The sequence below is a fragment of the Cognataquiflexum nitidum genome, from assembly GCF_022538055.1.
In the GTDB taxonomy this organism is placed as follows: Bacteria; Bacteroidota; Bacteroidia; order Cytophagales; family Cyclobacteriaceae; genus Cognataquiflexum; species Cognataquiflexum nitidum.
On sequence record NZ_JAKZAM010000001.1, the window covers coordinates 165,488 to 188,468 of the forward strand.

Annotated in this window: 24 protein-coding genes; 10 read left to right on the forward strand and 14 right to left on the reverse strand. The window is 37.7% G+C overall.

Translation table 11 applies throughout. The annotated features are described in order from the left end of the window. Window positions 1-23: 23 nt before the first annotated feature. The 9 genes from MMU07_RS00720 to MMU07_RS00760 form a co-directional block, all read right to left on the reverse strand. The gene (locus MMU07_RS00720; RefSeq protein ID WP_241123906.1) at window positions 24-1,331 is read right to left on the reverse strand and encodes an ABC transporter permease; all 1,308 of its coding nucleotides are present in this window, start codon (window positions 1,329-1,331) and stop codon (window positions 24-26) included. Beyond that, entirely contained in the window at window positions 1,324-2,223 is a 900-nt protein-coding gene (locus tag MMU07_RS00725; RefSeq protein ID WP_241123907.1) for an ABC transporter ATP-binding protein, read from the reverse strand. The genes MMU07_RS00720 and MMU07_RS00725 overlap by 8 nt, the downstream gene beginning before the upstream one ends. A 46-nt stretch (window positions 2,224-2,269) precedes the next feature. After that, window positions 2,270-3,157 (reverse strand): hypothetical protein, encoded by an 888-nt coding sequence (locus MMU07_RS00730; protein ID WP_241123908.1) that lies wholly within the window; start codon window positions 3,155-3,157, stop codon window positions 2,270-2,272. 79 nt (window positions 3,158-3,236) lie between these two features. Next, the gene (gene dnaJ, locus MMU07_RS00735) at window positions 3,237-4,343 is read right to left on the reverse strand and encodes a molecular chaperone DnaJ (protein ID WP_241123909.1); all 1,107 of its coding nucleotides are present in this window, start codon (window positions 4,341-4,343) and stop codon (window positions 3,237-3,239) included. A 9-nt stretch (window positions 4,344-4,352) separates the two neighbouring features. Continuing rightward, the gene (locus MMU07_RS00740; protein ID WP_241123910.1) at window positions 4,353-4,919 is read right to left on the reverse strand and encodes a nucleotide exchange factor GrpE; all 567 of its coding nucleotides are present in this window, start codon (window positions 4,917-4,919) and stop codon (window positions 4,353-4,355) included. Window positions 4,920-4,993: 74 nt separating this feature from the next. Further along, a complete protein-coding gene (obgE, locus tag MMU07_RS00745; RefSeq protein ID WP_241123911.1) occupies window positions 4,994-5,989 on the reverse strand; it encodes a GTPase ObgE in 996 nt (331 codons plus the stop codon). Between the two features lie 85 nt (window positions 5,990-6,074). Next, window positions 6,075-6,647, reverse strand: coding sequence for an adenylate kinase (locus MMU07_RS00750; protein ID WP_241123912.1), 573 nt, complete (start codon window positions 6,645-6,647; stop codon window positions 6,075-6,077). A 27-nt stretch (window positions 6,648-6,674) separates the two neighbouring features. Continuing rightward, window positions 6,675-7,268, reverse strand: a complete 594-nt coding sequence (hpt, locus tag MMU07_RS00755) for a hypoxanthine phosphoribosyltransferase (protein WP_336246152.1) — start codon at window positions 7,266-7,268, stop codon at window positions 6,675-6,677. 17 nt (window positions 7,269-7,285) lie between these two features. Beyond that, window positions 7,286-8,197 carry a M20/M25/M40 family metallo-hydrolase gene (locus MMU07_RS00760; protein ID WP_241123913.1) on the reverse strand — a complete coding sequence of 304 codons (912 nt, stop codon included), beginning with the start codon at window positions 8,195-8,197 and terminating at the stop codon, window positions 7,286-7,288. 166 nt (window positions 8,198-8,363) lie between these two features. On the opposite strand from MMU07_RS00760, the gene MMU07_RS00765 reads away from it, so the two are divergent. From MMU07_RS00765 to MMU07_RS00775, 3 genes are all read left to right on the forward strand, one after another. Further along, window positions 8,364-9,644 carry an OmpA family protein gene (locus MMU07_RS00765; protein WP_241123914.1) on the forward strand — a complete coding sequence of 427 codons (1,281 nt, stop codon included), beginning with the start codon at window positions 8,364-8,366 and terminating at the stop codon, window positions 9,642-9,644. Window positions 9,645-9,746: 102 nt separating this feature from the next. After that, on the forward strand, window positions 9,747-10,427 hold the full coding sequence (upp, locus tag MMU07_RS00770) for a uracil phosphoribosyltransferase (protein WP_336246153.1): 681 nt from the start codon (window positions 9,747-9,749) through the stop codon (window positions 10,425-10,427). A 7-nt stretch (window positions 10,428-10,434) separates the two neighbouring features. Beyond that, complete coding sequence (locus MMU07_RS00775) at window positions 10,435-11,358, forward strand: calcium/sodium antiporter (RefSeq protein ID WP_241123915.1); 924 nt, start codon at window positions 10,435-10,437, stop codon at window positions 11,356-11,358. A 446-nt stretch (window positions 11,359-11,804) separates the two neighbouring features. Here the strand turns inward: MMU07_RS00775 and sdaAA are convergent, their stop codons facing one another. From sdaAA to MMU07_RS00800, 4 genes are all read right to left on the reverse strand, one after another. Next, on the reverse strand, window positions 11,805-12,710 hold the full coding sequence (gene sdaAA, locus MMU07_RS00785; protein ID WP_241123917.1) for an L-serine ammonia-lyase, iron-sulfur-dependent, subunit alpha: 906 nt from the start codon (window positions 12,708-12,710) through the stop codon (window positions 11,805-11,807). Between the two features lie 97 nt (window positions 12,711-12,807). Beyond that, a complete protein-coding gene (locus tag MMU07_RS00790) occupies window positions 12,808-13,764 on the reverse strand; it encodes an FKBP-type peptidyl-prolyl cis-trans isomerase (protein WP_241123918.1) in 957 nt (318 codons plus the stop codon). Further along, window positions 13,757-15,109: an outer membrane beta-barrel protein gene (locus MMU07_RS00795; protein WP_241123919.1), complete on the reverse strand. Its 1,353-nt coding sequence runs from the start codon at window positions 15,107-15,109 to the stop codon at window positions 13,757-13,759. The genes MMU07_RS00790 and MMU07_RS00795 overlap by 8 nt, the downstream gene beginning before the upstream one ends. After that, complete coding sequence (locus MMU07_RS00800) at window positions 15,090-15,638, reverse strand: RNA polymerase sigma factor (protein ID WP_241123920.1); 549 nt, start codon at window positions 15,636-15,638, stop codon at window positions 15,090-15,092. Before MMU07_RS00800 ends, MMU07_RS00795 begins: the two co-directional genes overlap by 20 nt. Before the next feature lie 353 nt (window positions 15,639-15,991). Here MMU07_RS00800 and MMU07_RS00805 point away from each other — a divergent pair, with 353 nt between their 5' ends. Both MMU07_RS00805 and lipA read left to right on the forward strand, forming a co-directional pair. After that, the gene (locus tag MMU07_RS00805; RefSeq protein WP_241124013.1) at window positions 15,992-16,720 is read left to right on the forward strand and encodes a hypothetical protein; all 729 of its coding nucleotides are present in this window, start codon (window positions 15,992-15,994) and stop codon (window positions 16,718-16,720) included. A gap of 59 nt (window positions 16,721-16,779) precedes the next feature. Further along, a complete protein-coding gene (lipA, locus tag MMU07_RS00810) occupies window positions 16,780-17,658 on the forward strand; it encodes a lipoyl synthase (RefSeq protein WP_241123921.1) in 879 nt (292 codons plus the stop codon). 51 nt (window positions 17,659-17,709) lie between these two features. Here the strand turns inward: lipA and MMU07_RS00815 are convergent, their stop codons facing one another. Further along, entirely contained in the window at window positions 17,710-18,180 is a 471-nt protein-coding gene (locus MMU07_RS00815; RefSeq protein ID WP_241123922.1) for a Dps family protein, read from the reverse strand. A 146-nt stretch (window positions 18,181-18,326) separates the two neighbouring features. Here MMU07_RS00815 and MMU07_RS00820 point away from each other — a divergent pair, with 146 nt between their 5' ends. The 5 genes from MMU07_RS00820 (at window position 18,327) to MMU07_RS00840 (ending at window position 22,978) form a co-directional block, all read left to right on the forward strand. After that, complete coding sequence (locus tag MMU07_RS00820) at window positions 18,327-19,571, forward strand: ATP-binding protein (RefSeq protein ID WP_241123923.1); 1,245 nt, start codon at window positions 18,327-18,329, stop codon at window positions 19,569-19,571. 277 nt (window positions 19,572-19,848) lie between these two features. Then, window positions 19,849-21,429 (forward strand): peptide chain release factor 3, encoded by a 1,581-nt coding sequence (locus MMU07_RS00825; protein ID WP_241123924.1) that lies wholly within the window; start codon window positions 19,849-19,851, stop codon window positions 21,427-21,429. Window positions 21,430-21,543: 114 nt separating this feature from the next. Next, window positions 21,544-22,278, forward strand: a complete 735-nt coding sequence (locus MMU07_RS00830; protein WP_241123925.1) for an RluA family pseudouridine synthase — start codon at window positions 21,544-21,546, stop codon at window positions 22,276-22,278. A 75-nt stretch (window positions 22,279-22,353) separates the two neighbouring features. Further along, window positions 22,354-22,581: a hypothetical protein gene (locus tag MMU07_RS00835; RefSeq protein WP_241123926.1), complete on the forward strand. Its 228-nt coding sequence runs from the start codon at window positions 22,354-22,356 to the stop codon at window positions 22,579-22,581. Further along, window positions 22,565-22,978: a putative toxin-antitoxin system toxin component, PIN family gene (locus MMU07_RS00840; RefSeq protein ID WP_241123927.1), complete on the forward strand. Its 414-nt coding sequence runs from the start codon at window positions 22,565-22,567 to the stop codon at window positions 22,976-22,978. The genes MMU07_RS00835 and MMU07_RS00840 overlap by 17 nt, the downstream gene beginning before the upstream one ends. The last annotated feature ends 3 nt before the right edge of the window (window positions 22,979-22,981 follow it).

The window sequence follows — 22,981 nt, forward strand, 5'->3', positions numbered from 1 at the left end:
TTTAAGGAGTTTTTATTTGTGGTTTAATTCGTAATTATCCACCTCCAAAGAGTCTTGTAATTTACTTTACTTCCATGCATCAATATTCCAATTCGGTAGACTTTACCTGCCACCCATGTACTGAAAAAGAATCCTAAAATTAGTAGGGACATCGATAACAAGAGATCAAAGATCGGAACACCATAACTTACCCTACCCATCATGGCAATAGGTGAAGTAAATGGAATGATTGAAAGCCAAAAGGAGACATTGCTGTTTGGATCATTGAGAACAAATACAAAAAGGCCTAGATAACCGACTAGCAAAGGAATAGTAATTGGTAGCATAAACTGCTGTGCTTCAGAGGGAGCATCTACAGCCGCTCCAACAGCCGCAAAAAAAGCCCCATAAAGGAGATAACCTCCCAAAAAATAAAAGATAAATGTTAGCGTCAGTTGAACGAAGTCAATACCATTGATAACTTGAAGGATGTTCTTGAGATTGCTTTGAGTTTCGATCATTTGACCTATCTCAGGATTGGCCAGCTCCAGAGCCTGTTGTTGGGGCATATGCAAGCCAAAATACCCCATGACTATGGAAGATATTCCCCCTATCAAAACAACCCATATTAAAAACTGTGTCAAACCAACAGCACCGATTCCTATGATCTTACCCAACATAAGCTGAAAAGGTTTGATAGAGGAAACCAAGATTTCAATGATTCGGCTTGATTTTTCCTCAATCACTCCTTGCATGATCTGATTGCCATAGATAAAAATAAACATGTAAATCATTATACCCGCTAGGAATCCAATGGCATAATTAACCGTGGCATCTGTGATTTTTTCTTCTCCGCTGTTGTCCAGTGTAATTGCCTGAATTGATACTTTGGTACGATAGGCATTTATGGCTTCAGGGCTTATGCCTGATTCAAAAAGCCTTTGCTCCTCAATTCTCCTCTTTAAGGCTGATTCCAGAAGGGAGATGAGGTTCATACTTGGGTTTTTCTCTCCATAATAAGTAATGCCAGATGGATTTCGGAGATCGATTTTAGGAATGTATAAGAATCCAAAACGATCGCCGTTATTTACCATTTGTTTTCCTTCATCGGTACTTATTTTAGAAAATGAAAATGCGTATTGATCAGAACTTTCTATAAAAAATATATTGTTTTCATCCACTACTTCGATGATCTGTAAAGAGGGATTTTCAGACTCTCCAATTGAGATCCACAAAAAAATCCCCATAATGGAGGGGAAAATCAAGGGAGTCAATAAGGTAGCCAAAAGGAAAGATTTTTTTTGTACCCTAGAAAGATATTCCCTTTGGATGACCAACCATATTTTATTCATAAGAATGATTTTTGACCTGTTGGATAAAGATTTCTTCCATAGTGGGTAAGATTTCCCTAAAACCCACCACTTCGCCATACTGCATAAGTTTCGTCAAGGTGCTATTCGGAGAATCCTGACCTAGCGGTATTGAGAATACCGAATTTCCATTTATATTCTGAACATCCCATTTTTCGGGAAGGGAATCAGAGAATCCAGCGAGAATAACTTCATAAGAATTTGGTCTAAACTGCTGCTTGATTTCTGATAAACGCCCTTCCAAAATTTTATGGGAACGGTGAATCATGGCGATTTGATCACAAAGCAACTCCACAGATTCCATCCTGTGTGTAGATAGTACCACTGTAATTCCTTTGTTTTTCAGTTCAATGATTTCATTTTTAATGATTTCAGCATTTAGGGGGTCAAAACCTGAGAAAGGTTCATCCAAAATCAACAATTCAGGCTCATGGATTATGGTCGAAATAAATTGCACTTTTTGTGCCATACCTTTGGAAAGATCATCGATTCTTTTGTCCTTCCAAGAGCTGATATCCATTTTCTTTAACCAATAGGAAACCCGTTCTTTGGCCAAAGATGCCGGCATATCTTTCAGCCTTGCGAAATAAACCAATTGATCCCAAACCTTCATTTTTTTATATAGGCCTCTTTCTTCAGGCAAATATCCAATTTGGGAGATGTGCTTTGGCTGAAGGATTACCCCATTGAAAAAAACTTCTCCAGAATCTCCTTCGATGATTTGGTTAATAATTCTGATCAAAGTGGTTTTTCCTGCGCCATTTGGACCTAGAAGACCAAAAATCCCACCCTTTGGAATCGTCAAACTGATGTCGCTTAGGGCCTTTTGGTTCCCATATTTTTTGGTGAGATTTCGGATTTCAAGAATTTCCAAGGTTGAATGTGTTTTGCTTAATTAGAAAAAAAATAGGTTTGCTTTATTACTTTATGGTAACTGAACCCACTGATACATCAATATTGAAGCTCATGAGGTTTTCACTATTTTCTCTGTAGGCTTTGCTTGCATAGGTATTATTGCCGAGGTCTTTTAAGTACTTTGGGATATATGTCCTGCACATGGGTGTGGAGGTTATTTTCAGGATATAAGGATGATTTTCACTTGGCAGCTGAAGGTTTACTTTTCCTACCCCGACCATGGCTTTGATATTACATGATTCAGCCATTTTATCAGAAAAAGAAAGATTCAATGTGCCATAATTGGATTCAAAAATCATTTCTTTGGCATTGGTGAAATTGAGATTTGTTGCTTCCAGGTTTCCCATATTAATGGTCACAGAAAGGGTATCCATTTTTACTGAATTAGCAAAATTTTTACTGTATTCCAGTTTTATATCAGCACTAGTAGATTTGATAAGACAATTTGAAATTGGCAAATGGGAAAGGTCAAATGAAGCTAAACCAATCCCAAAGTAAAAATGAAGGTTATATAGATTGTGAGAATTGAGACCTACATTCCATTTGTGATCAAAATCCTCGTTTGAGCTTGAAAAAAGCTTGTAAGAAAGACTCTTTCCTAAATTTTCAGATTCAACATTTCTGTGTGAAAGATTGGCAAATAAAACCTGATCCTTTATCCTGTAAGAGAATGAAGGAAGGATATTCACTTTGTTGAGTTCTGATTGGATTGTCAAAGGCCCATCTATCTGATCCCTTTTGATGGAAGATATTCCTTTATAAACGTTGAAATCTAAATATACTAGGTTGTAGCCGCTTTTATCCTCGACTTTGAACTCCTTAGTAATTTGGGCATCGGACCAAGACGTACTCCCCAGAACCAATCCAATTAGTAAGCAAAATTTGTTCAGCATACGGTAAGGTTACGGCGATCAATTTAAAAGGTTATTAAAGGTATAAAAAAAGCCGGATTTTCATCCGGCTGCAAGTTTTTTAGAAAAATTCTTTCATTTTGTCAAAGAAGCTTTTTTCTGATTTTCCCGGATCTGGCTTAAAGTTTTCGGAATTTTTCAGATTTTCTAGAATTTGTCGCTCATCTTTTGAAAGCTGTTTGGGGGTCCAGACATTTACTTGGATCAATTGATCTCCCCGGCTATATCCATTGATGTCTTTTATTCCTTTTCCTTTCAGCCTCAACATTTTGCCACTTTGCGTCCCCGGATCAAGTTTGATTTTTACTTTCCCTTCAATGGTGGGTACCTCAATTTGAGATCCTAATGCCGCGTCAATAAAACTCACATACAGTTCAAAGATGACATCGTTTCCGTTTCTTTGGAGTACATCATCTTCAATCTCCTCAATAACGATAAGTAAATCGCCGGGAACGCCTCCAGCTGTTTCGTTTCCTTTACCAGACATACTGAGTTGCATGCCATCAGCGACCCCAGCAGGGATGTTGATCGATATAACTTCTTCTTTCAGAATAAGTCCTCTGATGTCTGCCTCAGCTGGTTTTTTATCTACAATCTGGCCATTTCCACCACATACATGACAAGCGCTGGCAGAAACCATCTGACCAAGCATCGTATTGACAACTTTTTTGATTTGCCCTGAACCTTGACAGGTCGAACAATTTTTGAAAGTAACCCCATCCGCAAGGACATGGCGTTTTACTTTGATTTTCTTTTCTACTCCGTTGGCAATTTCTCTAAGGTTCATTTTTAATTTCACCCTGAGATTAGTTCCTTTTTTTACTCTTCTTCCTCCTCTGTTTCCTCCAAAAAATGAATCGAAGCCGCCACCACCAAAAATATCGCCAAATTGAGAGAAAATATCATCCATATTCATGCCGCCTCCTCCGTAGCCTCCGTTTCCACCAAGACCTTGATGACCAAATTGGTCATACCTTTGACGCTTTTCTGGATTACTCAAGACCTCATAGGCTTCCGCAGCTTCTTTGAATTTGTCTTCTGCCTCAGGATTATCGGGATTTTTATCTGGATGATATTGTATTGCAAGCTTTCTGTAAGCCTTTTTTATTTCCTCAGGAGTGGCACTTTTTGTTACCCCCAAAATTTCATAATAGTCTCTTTTTGCCATATTTCTTGATTATGCTCCAATAACAACTTTAGCAAACCTGATGACCTTATCTCCAAGGGTATATCCGTTTTCAATAACATCGATTACCTTTCCTTTCATTTCTTCATTTGGGGAAGCGATTTGTGTGATTGCCTCTTGTGTCTCTGCATCAAATGGCTTTCCCACGAGACTTTCCATTGGTTTAAGGCCCTTTTGCTCTAATATTCTCAATAGTTTATGAAAAACAAGTTGGTTGCCTTCTCTTACCTTTGAGGCATCAGTTTCATTCTGATGGGCCCTGAATGCCCTTTCAAAATCGTCGACTACAGGAAGTATTTCGGTCATCAAATCTTCAGAAGCCGTCTTGATAAGATCAATCCGTTCCTTTGCCGTTCTTCTTCTGTAATTTTCAAATTCGGAGTAAAGCCTTAAATATTTATCTTTCAGTTCGGCTACTTCTTTTACTAATTTTTCTTCTTGAGAAGTATCTGCTTTTCCAGTATATTCTTTTTGATCTTCATTAACAACCTGTTCTTCTTGCGTTCCTTGTTCTTCAGAAGCAATTGGATCCTCATTGAATATTTGTTTTTCCTCCATTTTTTATTTCGAAATTTGACTTTTTATTTTCTATCAATTTTTTTGCCAAGGGCTCAAAACTGACAACTTGGCATTTATTGGCCATTGATGGCCTGCCAAAGCATATCTTTCAATTTGTCAAGATTATATCCAGAGACTGATGAAATGAATATCCAATCGAGGTCTCTAGGGACTTCTTTTTTCATTTGTTCTATCAACTCCTCATCTAACATATCTGCCTTTGTAATGGCTAATAACCTTTTTTTATCCAACAATTCCGGGTTATATTTTTGGAGTTCTCCAATAAGGATTTTATACTGCTCTTTGATATTGTCGGAATCTGCCGGTATCATAAACAATAAAATAGAGTTTCGCTCTATATGCCTTAAAAATCTCAGCCCTAAACCTTTGCCTTCAGCCGCACCTTCAATTATCCCGGGAATGTCAGCCATGACAAATGACTTTTCATCCCTGTATGGAATTACACCGAGATTGGGTACCAAAGTAGTAAAAGGATAATCACCGATTTCAGGCCGTGCGGCAGATATGCTGGATAGGAGAGTTGACTTTCCTGCATTTGGAAATCCTACCAATCCCACATCTGCCAATAATTTGAGTTCAAGAATTATCCATTCTTCAATTCCCTCTTCCCCAGGCTGTGCAAAATGAGGAGCTTGGTTGGTTGCAGTCTTGAAATGATCGTTTCCCAAACCACCCCTTCCGCCTCTTGAGAGGATAACTTCCTGTCCTTCTTCAGTTATTTCAAACCTTGTCTGGAAAGTTTCAGCATCTTTTGCGATCGTTCCAAGAGGAACCTCGAGGATTATATCTTTTCCGTCTCTTCCTTTTCTTCTTCCCCCTTCACCTCCTTTACCTTCCTCGGCTATAACATGTTTTTTATATTTCAAATGGAGCAATGTCCATACTTGGGTGCTTCCTTTCAATATAATATGCCCCCCTCTTCCGCCGTCACCTCCATCAGGTCCGCCTTTCGGTACATGTTTTTCTCTTCGAAAATGTACCGAACCTGCTCCTCCTGCGCCTGATCTGGAACAGAATTTTACGTAATCTATAAAGTTGGGATCTGCCACTTTTTCTAAATGTTTTAAACAAAAATGGCTAAGCTTGAAGGCTTAGCCGGATAATCTTCCCTACAAAGGTAAGAAATAATCAGAATTAGTATTGGTCAATCACTTTTGTAATGTCAGCAAAAATACCTTCTATGGTTCCGACACCATTTATCTTGGTGAATTTCCCTTGTTTTTCATAATATTCAGCAACAGGAAGGGTTTCGTCAAGATATACCTTGATCCTAGTCTCAATTTTAGCTTCATCCTGGTCATCGGTTCTCCCGGAAGTTTTCCCTCTTTCTCTAATTCTCTCTTTAAGTACATCTTCTGCCACCTCGAGTGCGATCATCCCTGAAATTTTGATTTGGTTTTTCTCCATTAATTTATCCAAAGCTTCAGCTTGCGCCACAGTCCTCGGAAATCCGTCAAAAATAAAACCATTTGTTTCAGGAGTATTGGCGATTTTATCATCAACCATTCCAATGACGACTTCATCAGGCACTAGCCTTCCCTCATCCATAAATTTTCTGGCAAGTTTTCCAAGTTCGGTACCTTCGCCTAGGTGTTTTCTGAATAAATCTCCCGTAGATAAATGGGTAAGCTTATATTTTGAAATAATATTTTCACTTTGGGTTCCTTTGCCAGCCCCCGGAGGGCCAAATAATACAATATTGAGCATATTCTGATCTAATTAATATGTTTATACTTATTTCAATTGATAGATTTCAGGAAGATTTCTACCCAATCCATCAAAGTCCAATCCATATCCTACGACAAACTTATTAGGAATTTCGTATCCTATGTAATTAATATTGATAGGATATGCTAAAGCATCAGGCTTAAAAAGCAATGTCGCTATAGCTATTTTTTTTGGGCTTTCTTTTTTTATCATTTCCAAAAGATAATTCATACTCAACCCCGTGTCAATAATGTCCTCAACAATTATAACTGACCTATTTTTTAAATCAATATCAAGGCCAAGCAGATTTCTGACATTTCCCGTTGAGCTTGTACCTGAATAGGAGGAGATTTTGACAAAGGAAACCTCCAAAGGGATTGAGATGGATTTTGCCAAATCTGAGAGAAATATGAAAGAACCGTTAAGTATACCAAGTAAAACTGGACAATCTTCTTTGAAATCCTTAGAAATTTCACCTCCAATTTCACCAACTCTCTGGGTTAGAGAATTTGCCGTAATATAAGGAACAAATATTTTGTCTTTAATTGATATCATAAGATCAAATAAAAATGCCCTTTTTTCAAGGGCAGGGCAAATATAAAAAAAAAGATTCCTCTTCATCTAATTTATTGTGAATACTATAATCTCTTCATCAAATATTTATAAAAGTCAATCATGTTTTGTAAATCCTTCAGGGAAACTTTCTCATATGGAGTATGTACATTATCCTCAGGTGCCCCGATAAAACACCAGTCTATTGGGTAAGGAGAAAATTGAATTTCACGACCGTCACTTCCCCCTATACCTTCTACTTCCAATTGGAAAGGAATTCCACTTTCATCAGCAAGTTTGAGTATTTTTTCTAGAAATTTTTTTCTTGGTATATATTTGTCTCTAATGGAAATAGCCACTCCACCATGATGATGGACTCCCTCTGTGACCCATGTAATGTCAGAAATCAGTGCGTATTTTATTGGTGCCAACTCCTGAATAAAGCGAAGTAAAAAGGGAATGCTTCCTCCTCCGTGTTCTTCATAAGTTGAAAATACAATCCAACCATTTTCCAGATCCTCACATAATTTTAAGCAGTTGTAAATACCTAGCCTATTGTCTAAATAGGCTGCTTGGATAAATTCATCGTCTATGACTATGGATTGTTCATAGGATAGCAAGGTCCCCCTTTCTATGGCTCTTGGGAAATCATGAAAAACAAAATCGTCATTCAAAACTATTTTACAGGAAATAGGCCCTAGCCTGTCTTCTCCAACAAGTCTTATCCCTTCGTCAATTTCTGGCCCGCCAATAGGTAAAAGTTGGTTTTCATATCTTGTCGTAAACCCGATTGTATCGATGTGTGCAAACACAGCAGTTTTGGGATTTCCAAATTTAAGTAACAGACAGTCATGTAAATCCTCTCCAAAATATATTTCAGGCTGAACATTCCAAGTATATTTGCGTTTGTTAATATATTCGAGTAGAAAATTTCTCATAGGTGTTTCATTTCCGGAAACACTGTTTATCTTTAAAAGATCAATAAGTAACTCTGACATAGATTTATTTATTTCCAATACCATTAAATTGTGAATTGATTAAAAATCAAAAAGAATTTTGGTATAGTTTTAAAATATTAATATACATTTGTGAATAGTTAAAAGTTTATAAATTTGCAGTCAAATCAATTAAACACCTAAAAATCTGAACAAAAAATTTTTTATTATGAAAAAAATATTACTATCTACAATTATGGCGGGCTGTTTAGCTTTAGGAGTTAACGCCCAGGACGACTTTAATAAGTGGTCTTTAGAGCTCAATGGAGGTTTCAACAAACCGATGGCTCCTTTGTCACCTGGATATTTCTCACCTACGTTAAATCTTGGTCATGTTGACTTTGGAGTTAGGTATATGTTCAATGACAAATTTGGTGCAAAACTGGATTATGGTTTGGGTTCATTCAGTGAATCCGGAAAAGACAATAACCCTGCGTTTTCTACAAGTTATTACAGATTAAACCTTCAAGGTATTGCTAACCTAGGTAGAATCATGAAATTTGAATCCTTTACTAGAAGGGTCAATTTGCTTGGTCACTTAGGAGCAGGTATTGGACAGGTAAGACATGATGGTCCTCCTATTACATTCGATGATAATGTTTACAACATTATTACAGGTTTGACCACTCAAATCAAACTTTCTGAAAGAATTGCCCTTACAGGAGATATCAGCACTATCCTCAATGGAAGACAGACTGTTACTTTTGATGGTAACACAAATATACAGCCATCAATTGAAAATGGATTTTATGGAACAAATGGTACTTGGTGGACAGGTACTCTAGGTTTGACTTTCTATCTTGGAAAGAGTGCTACTCATGCTGACTGGTACGTAGAGGCTGACAAATATGCTACAAAAGCTGAATTGGCTCAACAAATCGGTGAGATTAAAGATATGCTTAAGGATTCTGACGGTGATGGTATTCCTGATTACCTTGATAAGGAACCAAACACTCCATCTGGTGCTAGGGTAGATTCTAATGGTAGAACAATTGACTCTGATGGTGACGGAATTCCTGATCATTTGGATAAATGTCCGTTTGCTCCGGGTCCTGCTTCAAACAATGGCTGTCCTATAGAGCAAGTGAAAGAAGAAGTTGATTTCTTTAAAAGAGCTATCAACGAGAACTATGTAAACGTTTATTACGCTTTTGATTCTGCCAAGCCTCTTGGATTCTCAGCTTCAGCCGTTAATTATGTATCTAACTTCTTAAAAAGAAATCCTGGAGTGAAGCTAGAAGTTAAAGGTTTTGCTGACGAATTAGGTCCTGAAGACTACAACATGAAGTTATCTGAAAGACGTGCCAAGGCTGTTTATGAATTATTGATAGCTGCAGGCATTGATTCTTCTAGACTTTCTTACAAAGGTTATGGAGAAGATACAAGCGTTGACAAAAACTCTGCTGATGCAAGACAATTGTCAAGAAGAGCAAGCTTTGAAGTAAAGTAATAATTACCAAATTTATTCAAAGCCCGATTCTTAGAATCGGGCTTTTTTTTTGAATATATTTTAAAATTTTCCTCCTTTTGGTTAATTCAATTATTCCGATATTTGATTGGAGTTAAACTAAAAATTATTGATATGTTCGTTTTGGAAGATACAAATAGTGTAGCCAATCATTTTCTTGCTGAGCTCAGAGACATTAATCATCAAAATGACAGGTTGAAATTTCGTAAAAATCTCGAAAGATTGGGAGAAGTAATGGCCTATGAGATTTCTAAATCATTTAATTTTCATGAGGTTGAGGTTTTGACCCCTTTAGGGGCAAAAAATACATATTTGATCTATGAAGAACCGGTTTTAATTGCGGTATTGAGAGCGGCGCTGCCTTTTTACAATGGATTTTTAAATTTTTTTGACAAAGCGGATAGTGGATTTATAGGTGCTTATCGAAAAGAGGAAGGAAGTCAAAATACAGATATTGAAATCGAATATTTATATCAGGCTACTCCTGAGATTGATAATAAAAACCTTATTTTAATTGATCCGATGCTTGCAACGGGAAAATCAATAGTAAAAACAATTGACAACCTTCTTTTGAAGGGAAGTCCTAAAAGTATTCAAATTGTAAGTGTCATCGCTGCTCCTGAAGGGATAGATTTCATAAATCAAAGCATTAAAGCCCCTTTTAAATTATGGGTCTGTTCTATAGACAAATGCCTAAATGAGCAGTCTTATATTATCCCAGGCCTTGGAGATGCCGGAGATCTTAGTTTTGGAGATAAGATCTGATAAGTAAATGATTTATTTGTTTTTGTGCTTAGGCTTGTTGATCCTTTTAGGAGGAGGGAAACTTTTGGTCGATGGAGCATCTTCTTTGGCTCTAAAATTCGGTTTGAGTCAAGGCTTTATTGGATTGACAATTGTTGCTTTTGGCACATCTGCGCCCGAACTATTAGTAAGTTTGAATGCTGCCCTGAGTGGGAAGGGTGATATTGCAATAGGTAATGTAATTGGTTCTAATATAGCTAATATCTCATTGGTTTTGGGAATTAGTGCGGTCCTGTTTCCAATCAAGATTAACCCTTCTGTTTTCAAAGTTGATTACTTGGTATTGGTTTTTAGTTCTATCCTTTTCTATCTACTTTCTTTTAATGGAGTAATTTCAAGGCTTGAGGGCTTTTTTTTGCTAATAATCCTTATTTTGATAAACATATATTTTTTTTTCAAACTAGGTAAAAGTAATCTAAATGAATTGGAAATGGATTTGATCTTACCGCTCTCAGGTTGGAAATCTTCGCTGTTTCTGATTTTAGGAATTTTTGGACTGTATTATGGTGCAGACATGTTTGTAGATAGCGCTGTGGAAATTGCCTCCATTTTTGGGGTAAGTGAAAGAATAATTGGAATTACTGTAATTGCAATAGGTACAAGCTTACCCGAGATGGCAACTTCCGTAATCGCTGCATTAAATAAAAAAACCGATATTGCTGTTGGAAATATACTCGGAAGCAATATTATGAATATTCTGGCTATAGTCGGAGCAACTGCCGTAATCAGTCCAATCCCTATTTCCGAGAGTTTCCTAAATCAAGATTTTTATTGGATGCTAGGTTTGACAATTGTCTTGTTTCCGATCTTGAGGACGGGGGATAGGGTTACTAGAATTGAGGGTACATTTCTCTTTGTTGCTTACATTACATACATTTTGATTATTTTATGACAAGCTATATTTGGAAATTTCTGGGCATTTATCTGGCTTGTCTATTCAAATTCATTTCAGGTCCAGTTTTGGGTGCGGCCGCAGGTTTTTCGTTGTTGGAGATTGTCATTGTTTCAGTTGGTGGAATGATGACAACTGTGATTTCATTATCTTATGTAGGGGATTGGTTTAAGTCATATTGGAACCTTAAAATATCGCCTAATAGAAAGCGATTTTCCCCGAAATCTCGGAAAATAGTAAGAATATGGCGAAAGTTTGGGCCAATTGGAGTCGCGGTTTTTACGCCTCTTTTTCTAACTCCGATTGGGGGCACTGTAGTGATGAATGCCTTCAACGTGGATAAAAGGAAAATTATATTTTATATGTCAATCAGTGCTTTATTTTGGGCACTTGTTCTTGGTGGATCAATTAATTGGATTTTGACTATTCCATTTTTTGACACCTTATTACGATGAAAGTTCATCAGGTAAGATTTCAATATCTTGAATCAAAACCCTTTTCGAAATTTCCTGGCCTGTCAATGTAGCTGCCAAGCCCCCCATTGCAGTTTCTTTATACCTACTTTCCATACTAGACCCTATTTCGCCCATTGCTTCTATGCACTCATCTACGGGAATAACGGAACTCACGGATGCAATAGCAATTTGAGCAGAACTGAAGGCAATTGCAGCTGCACTTGCATTTCTAACTACACAGGGGACTTCTACAAGCCCTGCTACAGGGTCACATACGAGGCCTAGCATACATTGAATTGTGATTGCAACAGCATTGAAAACCTGATCTACAGTTCCCCCCAAACAATATACAATCGCTCCTGAAGCCATCGCTGCTGCGGAGCCTGTTTCAGCCTGACATCCTCCGACCGCTCCTGCCAAGCTAGCTTTTTGCTCAATAATTAAGGCAATTCCTGCACCAACCAATAATCCTTCAATAATTTTTGAATCCGGAAACCCATGAATTTCCTGCAAAGTATATAAAGTACCTGGCAAAATTCCCGAAGCACCCGCAGTCGGCGCTGCAACCACCCTTCCCATACAGGAATTGACCTCTTTGGCAGCCAAGGCTCTAGAAATTAACTTTTGAAAATCTAGGGATAAAACTGCAAGAGGATGGTTGTAGACTTTTTTTGCACCATTGTTTATCATACCTGACCTTGAAGTCATCTCCGAGCTTAGACCTGTATCAACGGCTTCTTTCATGACATCAAAGGCCCTTTGCAATCCCAAAAAGATATCCTCTTCCATCCCATTTTTTTGAGAGATTTCAAAATCAATCACAGCTTGGTGTAAGCTGATTTGGTTTTTCTCACAATAGGATTTCCATCCAACAAAACTATCAAATAAGAAACTCATAAAATATTTGGGCTTTAGTTTAGACAAATTTGGATAAACTATCGAATAAAACAAAAGCCCCCACAATAAGTCTGTGAGGGCCAAAATTATTTGATGGTTATCTGATATTTGTAACTGCCGCTCTAAAAATTATTGGTTCAAAAGGTCTTGCTATTTGGGTTAGAAATCCTTTTTCAAACAAATCCTTCCGAATAGTAAATGGAAAAACTTGTGCTGACAATCCAAAACCCCGATGTGAGGGTATAATTACTTCGATTTCCTGACCTTTTTTTACACCTTTTAAACTTAAATTTATAAACTCAGGATTTGAATCACTTCCAACGGTAATTTGAAAGGGAGTACTTCCGGTGGATTGTGCAATTGGGGTTTCGCTATCAAGTTGGAGGATTTGGTAGGTAAAGCTAATCACATCTCCATTTGTAGTGATTTTGCTGTTGGCTTCACCTTCCTTGGTTGTTTTTACATAAATACTGTCGGTTGTTTTTAAGAATCCTTCGAGATTTTTTTCCGCAATAAAATCAAGAATCATTTCTTCCTCCATTTCCTTGATTTCATTAGCAGTATAGGTTTTTGCATACTTTACTTTCACTACAAGGTTGGAATTTGGAAGAATCAATTGTTGATAACTATACTCCTGATAAGCGAGATAAGATGGGACATATAGTGCGAATGTTTCACCGGTTTTGGCAAGTCCTGAAGCAAAATTTATCGCCCTGGGAATAAGGCCTCCTTCAGTATGGCGGTAGATTCTTGGACTCTTGTTTTCATCTGTGTAATCTTCGATCAATTGACCATCTATCGTTTTAATTTCGTAATAAACGCCTACATTGTCATTGTTGATAATTTGATTCCCTGTTTCATTGGAGATCTCTTTTTTGTAAAAATAACCCAATTGGGTCTCAATGGCATCAATATTATTTCGTGATAGAAAATTAGCCAAGAGCCTGTCATCTCTGTCAATTGCATTTTGTAAGTCAGACTCAGCTACCGGGAAACATCCTGATATTCCTATGATTAATCCCACCATAAGTGACAAAGAAATTATTCTAATCATCTGTCTTTTTTTTGTTTTTTAATTGAAAGTTCATTCTAAGATTAATTCCCCCTATGGAAAATTGCTGGTTTGTAAATGTTTGATTACCCAAAGCTATTTTATAAAAAGGTTCTATGGAAAGAAACGTTCCATTTTTGAGGTTTTGTTCAAAACCCACACCAAAATTCAACATTCTTCCAGTATCAATCCCGTTTCCTTGAGAATCAGGTTCTGCTAATTGGGTGTAGGTTTCTATAATTTGTTGGCTATTTGCAAAATTCGATGTTGAGATATTTGCAGCACTGAAGGTGGTGACATCCTGCTGATTGAGATAAACCATGTTGGATACGCCGGAAATCAAATACAAATCAGACTCTTTTTTCTCTAATACTTTGTATTTAAGGTTCATTGGTATTTCCAATTGACCAAAGCTTAGCTCCCTTGAAGAATTGATGATATTTCCGGTAAAGGAGGCTAATTTCATGTCAAACGCTTCTGAATCATTTTGGGAACTAGCCGACATCGGCCCCCTATTTGCATTTGGGGCTAAATTCTGTTGGGCATAAGCCAATCCAACATCAAACTTCAGTTTTTTTGAAATTGAGAATTCTGACATCAATCCTGCTCCCATGTTGATACTTTGGGTTGAATTTGAAATAGTCTGCGGCGCTACCAACACACCAAGTTTCATAGGGTTTTTAGCAAAAGAATCTTCTGATTTCTCCTTTTCATTCAAAGCAATATTATTCTCCCCTTTCCATTCCTCGATTTGAATAATTGCTTCCTGTTCAGTCATTTGCTCTGGTTCTGCCTTTGCTATCAGGTCCGAGGAGGTTTTTGGGTTATTGTAAATACTGACTTCAGTATTCGGTTTTTGTCTGGTTAAAGAATCTGCCGGTACATTTTCGGCCACAAGGGAATTGCTTTTAGTAATTTCTTTTGGGGCTGATGGGATTTCGGATAAATGAATGGTTTTATTTTCAAAATTATGGTTTTGCCCAAGGTCTTCTATCAATTTATTTTTGTGTGGCTGATTGGAATCAGCCAAGGTGGATTTCAAATTTTTATCATCAATCCCACCCAAACTTGTTTCAGGATTACTCGGCTCTTCAGTTATGGAAATATTGTTTTCATCTTCATTTGAGGTTTGTTGGATTGGTCTTATCAAGATGTTTAACATGATTCCTAAAAGTATTGCTGCAGCAATCCCCGAAAACCACTTCAACCAAAACATTTTTTGTTTTGCTTCTTTTTTGAAATAAACCTTCGAAAATTTATCCCATTCCGAAGCATCAAACTTGCCTTCTTGTTCTTTAAAGGAAGATTTGATTTTGTCTACAAGTTTTTTATCGAATTGCTCCCGCATTTTTGATTTGATTTAACTCCAGGATTTTTTCTCGCAATTTCTTCTTTGCCCGTGCTAGGTATGTTCGCGATGTACTTGAAGGAATTCCCAACTGTTCGCTGATTTCGTTGTGGGAAAAACCTTCGATTTCGTACATATTGAAGATAATTCTGAGGATTTCAGGAAGATTCCTCAGTATCCTTAAAATATCTTCTGCAGAAAGCTGGTCTATGACATCGGGATCAAGAGTCTCAGCTCCCGCCTTTTCGATTTCCATAACAGCAGTATGCTTGGTATTCTTTCTATAATAATCTATTGAGGTATTGATTAATATACGTCTCAACCAGCCTTTGAAAGAGTTTTGGCTGTCGTATTGATCAAGCTTATCAAAAGCCTTCATAAAGCTGTCATTGATAATTTCGCAAGCTTCCTCCCTAGAATTGGAATACCTCAAAGCCACACTCATGGCATAGCCATAGAATTGCTTATAAAGCAGTTCTATGGATTTTCTGTCTCCATTTTTGGCTTCTTGGATGAGGTGTTTTTCCAAAGATTATTGCTTTTTATTAAGCCTGCTTTTTTAAGACGGCCTCAGTTGGGAAAATGCGACACAAGGGTTAAAAATTTTTGTCTTTAAATCAAGATATATTTACCAATACGGGGATAGGATCGACTTGTTTCTGTCAGCTTGCCAAATAAAAGTAAATCTAATATTTGAAAAAAATTGTCAAGAATTCTTGGACAAGAAATAGCACAAATTAGTCTTTGCTAAATAATTGACGGGTAATTTTGAATCGAACATTTCTTTGAGGTGAACTTTTTATCATTGTCTTAAACTCTTACTTTTATATTTGCTTAAAAACTTACTTCAAAACTCTACGTTTAATGGTTAACCAATTTATGATGAGAAGAATCGCCTATATTTCTATTTTATTTATTTTCCTTTCAGTCTCTTTTTCTTTTGCCCAAAGAGAAGATGCTGGTAATTATGAATATGACAGAGAAGTCCTTTTTGGGATCAATAAAAATACCAATGGGGGTTTGATAGGAGGCTTTGTTTTGAAAATGGGATATAGGATCGATGAAACTAATTTTCAATTTTTCGGTCTTGACCTAGTCAATGTCAAAAACCCAAAAGAAGTTAGGTACAATACGGTATTGGGCAATTCTTATATTTTTGGAAAATCTAATTATCTCTATTCCATCCGGCCATATTATGGGAGGGAAGTGATTGTGTTCAAAAAAGCACCTCAGCAAGGTGTACAAGTTTCACTCTTGGGAGCAGTAGGTCCTACAATTGGCATTATCGCTCCTTATTATATTGAATATGCAATCAATAGGCTTGAAACAGTCAGAGAGCAATATGATCCTGAGGTGCATCAAAGTAGATTCAATATTTTGGGACCTGGAAGGATATTTGAAGGCATTGGTGGATCAGATATTGCTTTTGGTGGAAATGCAAAAGCAGCTGTACTTTTTGAGTTTGGGGTATTCAAATCAAATGTGACCGGTTTGGAACTTGGATACCAATTAGAAGGTTTTACCAAAGAAATCCCGTTGATGCCCACTGTTGAAAACCGTCAGGTATTTCAATCGGTGTATTTTACGTTTTTCTATGGTTTTAGGAAATAGACTCTTTATTGGGTTTAATCATCCCTAAGACTTAATTTCGCATTCCTAATCTTTAGAACATGATCGAATTACCTGTAATTTCCGAAGAGGCAACAAAGAGAAAAAAACCTGACTGGTTGAGAGTAAAGTTGCCGATCGGAAAAGAATATGCCAAAGTTAGAAAACTAGTCGACGAACATAAGCTTCATACTATCTGCGAAAGCGGTAATTGCCCTAATATGGGTGAATGCTGGGGAGCAGGGACAGCTACTTTTATGATATTGGGAAATGTATGTACCCGGTCCTGCTCTTTTTGTGCTGTAGCCACAGGAAGACCACCCGAATATGACACCGACGAACCAAGGAGAGTAGCTGAAGCCATTAAACTGATGGGAGTCAAACATGCTGTAATCACTTCTGTCAACAGGGATGAACTCAAAGACAAAGGATCAGAGATATGGTATCAGACCGTTGTAGAGACCAAAAGACTTTCTCCACAAACTACAATAGAAACCCTGATCCCTGATGTCAAGTCAAATTGGGAGGCATTATATAGAATGATCAGTGGAGGTCAGGAAGTGGTTTCCCATAATATGGAAACCGTTGAGACGCTTTATAGAAGGGTGAGGCCACAGGCAAAATACAGCCGATCTTTGGAACAGATCAAATTGACCAAAGAATACGGAAAAAGAACCAAAACCGGCATCATGCTCGGACTTGGAGAATCAAAGGAAGAACTTTACAAAGCAATGGACGATCTTGCTGCCCACGGGTGTGACATTCTTACTCTCGGTCAATACCTTCAGCCAACCAAAATGCATATCGAAGTGGCGGAATTTATCCATCCTGATCTATTTGCCCATTATAAAGAAGAGGGATTGAAAAGAGGAATTAAATATGTTGAATCGGGACCTTTAGTGAGATCTTCTTACCACGCCGAGAGACATGTAAATGTTTAAAACCAAAAAGAGGATGGGGTCTCGACCCCATCCTCTTTTTTTCTGATTTTTTTATCTTAGGTATGCGGAAAGCATCCACACCGTTTTTTCTTTTGCTGTGATATAATCGCTCATCAACGAAACTGTACCTTCATCACCTTGTAGGGTAGCCGCTTCCAAAGCTTCTCTTTCAAGCTTTAAAAGGGTGTTAAGATTGTCCCTTACGATCTCCACCATGGTTTTTGAATCATGGACTTTTTTGGCCTCCTTGATTTCAGAGTTTTCAATGTACTCCTCGTAGGAGGAAAAAGGTCTAGCTCCTAAAGTTAAAATCCTTTCGGCAGTTTCATCTACTCCGAGATTGGCAACATTGTAAAGTTCCTCAAATTTGGCATGCAATTCGAAAAAATTGGGACCGGACACATTCCAGTGGAAGTTCCTGAGGTTTTGGTAATACACCTGGTAATTTGCCAGGAGTACATTGAGTTTTTTTACCAAGACCTTACTTTCTTTTATTTCTAATCCGATATCGTTTGTGCTCATAATATTTATATTTATGGTTAGTTATAATAATAGTTGTACAAAAATGAAGCCACAGAAGGTAAACAAGTAATTTTGTCAGATTGATAATATCTATCTCAAAATTGAGTTTTCTATAACAACACCTTAAGTCAATCTAAACGCACCCTATGAGGAATACACTTCAGGATATTGGGATTTTGGACTTTTACCAAAACAAAAACCGTATCAAATGGCTCATCTTTATCAGTTCGGTGATTATAAGCTTTGGCTCAATATATTATACCAATATTTTGGTAGAAGAACTAAAGGAAAGAGAAAAGCGTCAGATTGAATTACTCGCAAGGGCACTTGAATATGCATCAAGTGCTTCCATTGATTCAGACAATCTTAATTTTATCACACAGGAAATCATCACACAGAATAATTCTATTCCCGTCATCAGGGTAGACGCCAATGGCGATCCCTTGGATCATAAAAACATCAAATTTAAAAGAAATGCAGACCAAGATGAAAAGGAAAAAGTATTGAGGGAAGAGCTTGTGAAAATGAAGGCCGAATATGAACCGATTAGGAGTGAAGAGTCATTGATTTATTATAGAAATTCTGAGCTTTTGACGTCCTTGAAATACTATCCTTACGTGCAGTTATCAGTGATTTTGGTATTTGGGGTCCTGGCGTTTGCTGTTTTCAACCAATCTAAGATTGCAGAACAAAACCGTGTATGGGCAGGCCTCACCAAAGAAACTGCCCATCAGTTGGGAACTCCTATTGCCTCATTGATGGCTTGGATGGATTACCTCAAAAATTCACCTATCTGGGAAGAAAACAAGGAAGTCATCCAAGAAATGGATAAAGATGTCATTAAATTGAGAATGGTTACCGAACGTTTTAGCTCCATTGGCAGTAAACCTTCTATCCAACTCGAAAACGTATTTTTGGTAGTGGATGAGGCCATCAATTACCTGCGTCCAAGGATTTCAACCAAAGTAGACATTCAGGTTAATGGTTATGCCAACAACATAGATGCTATGTTGAACAAGCCGCTTTTTGAATGGGTGATCGAAAACATTGTCAAAAACGCAGTAGATGCAATGAAAGGGCAGGGGAGTATTTCGATAGACATCGTGAAAGAAAGTGAAAAGTTTGTTTTTGTAGATATTACCGACAATGGGAAAGGAATGGATAAGGGAATGTTTAAAAAGGTTTTTAATCCCGGATTCACGACCAGAAAAAGAGGTTGGGGACTTGGATTAACACTTGCTAAAAGGATAATAGAAGGATACCATAAAGGAAAAGTCTATGTCAAACATTCCGAATTGGGCGTTGGAACCACTTTTAGAATTATCCTCCACGGCAGTAAAGAAGGCATTCAGGGATTCAAACAGGAGGATTTTTTGGGTCAGAAAGTTTGAGTTTTGATTCTAAGTATTTGCGAGTTTTTCTTGATTCAACTGAAAATTGTTCGGGAAATTACCGGCCACTTTAGAACCACACTAACCATAAATTTCTAAATCAATATCAATCAATATCCAATATCAATGAATATGTAAATTCAATAAATTGACTATTTATTTGATAAGAAGAAGTTTTCCAATGTTCCATATTCAACTTTTAAACTTTCCACCCTTCCAACCTTAGAATTAAAAGCCTACCTTTGCAGGCTGAAAAATTACAGAATCAGGACTTTACATGAGTTTGACTAAGGAAATACAAAAGAGAAGGACGTTTGCCATCATTGCCCACCCTGATGCGGGAAAGACTACTTTGACCGAAAAGCTGTTGCTATTTGGGGGTGCGATCCAGACTGCGGGTGCGGTGAAATCCAACAAAATCGACACTGCCACCAAATCCGATTGGATGGAAATAGAAAAACAAAGAGGTATCTCTGTGGCTACCTCTGTTATGGGTTTTGAATATCAGGGTGTCAAAATCAACCTCTTGGATACGCCCGGTCACCAGGATTTTGCGGAAGATACTTATCGGACTTTGACGGCTGTCGATTCGGTAATCATGGTCATCGATTGTGTCAAAGGAGTCGAAATCCAGACCGAAAAACTCATGGAAGTCTGTAGGATGAGAAATACACCTGTCATCTGTTTTATAAATAAACTTGACCGTGAAGGAAGAGATCCTTACGAGTTGTTGGATGAGGTGGAAGAAAAATTGAACATTCAGGTAAGGCCACTTTCCTGGCCAATAGGAATGGGTAAGGGATTCAAAGGTGTCTATAATCTTTATGACAAAAAGCTCAATGTTTTCACCCCAAGTCAGCGGAAACTGAGCGATGCCAGAGAGACGATCCAAAATCTGGAAGACACCAAATTGGATGAATTGATTGGTGGAAATAATGCCTGGCAACTGCGTGAAGATGTGGAATTGATTGAGGGAGTTTATCCTGATTTTGATCCAAAAGAATACCTTGAAGGAAAGGTTGCGCCGGTGTTTTTCGGCTCTGCAGTCAATAACTTCGGTGTCAATGAAATGCTTGATACCTTTATCCGGATCGCCCCTTCACCCATAGGCAGGCATACAGAGGACCGTGAGGTAAACCCTGAGGAACCAAAGTTTTCAGGATTTGTCTTTAAGATCCACGCCAATATGGATCCGAACCATAGAAACAGGATCGCTTTCTTGAGGATAGTTTCCGGAAAATTTGAAAGGAACAAGCCTTACAACCATGTCCGTGGGCCTAAGCCGCTTCGGTTTTCTAACGTGACCCAATTTATGGCGCAGGACAGAGAGATCGTCGACGAGGCATTTCCAGGTGATATCGTCGGCTTATTTGATACCGGCAATTTGAAAATCGGTGATACGCTTACCGAAGGTGAAAACATGACCTTCAAAGGTATTCCGAGTTTCTCCCCTGAGATCTTCAAAGAAGTCATCAACAAAGATGCCATGAAGACCAAGCAATTGGAAAAGGGTTTAAAGCAATTGATGGAAGAGGGTGTTGCCCAATATTTCACTTACGAAATGGGTAACCGTAAAGTAGTGGGTACTGTGGGTCAGCTACAATTTGAGGTGATTCAATTCAGATTAAAAAATGAATACAACGCTTCGGTGGAATTTGCATCGATGAACTTATATAAAGCCTGTTGGATCAGCAGCAAAGACAAAAAGCAGTTGGATGAATTTATCAGGTCCAAGAGCAGGCACATTGCCTATGATAAAGACGGAAAAGTGGTCTTTATGGCCGAATCGAGGGCTTGGCTTCAGATGGTGCAGGACAATTATCCGGAGATAGAATTTCATTTCACTTCCGAGTTCTAAATTTAATCCCACAAAGACGCAAAGTTTTTGTTTGTGAATATTTATTAACATTCAATTATATTTTCCTTCGTGGCTTAGTGTCTTTGTGGGAGAAAAACCTTTAGCTCAAGTTTTATGAAGAAGAAACCATTTTCAATAGTCTACGAAGACAATCACCTCCTGATAGTCAATAAGGCTGCAGGTGTGCTCGTGCAGGGTGACAAAACCAAAGACAAAACACTGACGGATTACTGCAGGGATTATATAGCCAAGAAATACAACAAACCTGGTGATGTTTTTTTACATCCTGTTCACCGTCTTGACAGACCTGTCAGTGGATTGGTGGTTTTTGCGAGAACTTCCAAAGGACTCGAGCGCATGATGGAGCTTTTCCGCAAGCGGGATATCCATAAAGTGTATTGGGCAATAGTCAAAAACAGGCCAAAGGAAGAAACCGGAAAGCTGACTCATTATCTGGTGAAAGACGAGGTTAAAAACTTTGTCACTGCACACGAAAAGGAAGTCGAAGGATCACAGAAGGCCGAACTCAATTACAAAACCTTGGGCAAATTGAATGACCATTGGCTGTTGGAGGTTCGCCCGGTTTCCGGAAGACCGCATCAGATCAGGGTGCAGTTGGCTTCCATGGGCTGCCCGATCAGGGGAGATTTGAAATATGGTTTTCATAAACCCAATATTGATGCCAGTATCAATCTCCATGCATTCCACTTGGTATTTGTCCATCCTATCAAAAAGGAAAAGATCTTTCTTAGAGCAGCATTGCCGGAAGAAGCTTTTTGGGAACAATATCTGGAGTTTGAGCCTGTAAGAGGTAAAGACCAGCATTTGGAAAATACTTTTAGTGGGTAATTTCATTTCCGAATTGTTTTTGCTTGCCATTGTTTTCAGAATAGTTATTAAATTGATGTTTCAAAGCCTGAATTTATGAAAACAATACAAGTCAAAGTAAGTGAAAAGGATCTAGAGAAGTATAATCTGGACAGTGACCCAATCATTGATTTCCAGCTCCTTGTTGAAAAAATAAACCTCGATTTTGCAAGGAAAGCACTCGAAGAATGTCAAAATATTGCCAAAGAGGTAGGGCTAACAGAATTGACACTGGAAGAAATTGATGCAGAGATCAAGGCGGTAAGAAATGAAAGTCATTCTTGATACCAATGTCTTGGTTTCGGCCTTCATTTCAAAAAGCTATCCTGCACAAATCCTTGAGGAGTTGATTTTGAAGAGAAAAGTAGAATTATGTTTATCAAATGAAGTTCTTGAAGAATATATCCAAGTACTAAACAGAGATAAGTTTTCAAGATTTTTGAATTTTAAAGAGAAGTCTTCTATAGTACTTTTTCACCTCAAGCAAATCTCTTTAATAATCGACTCTCCCAAAAAAGTGGACATTATGAAAGATAAGAGTGACAATAAGTTTTTAGATTTGGCTGTTGCTTCAAAAGCAAATTACCTAATCACAGGAAATACAATTGATTTTACATTTTCAAAATTCAGGAAAACAGTCATACTTTCTCCCAAGGAATTTTGGGAGATTTACAATTCATAAATT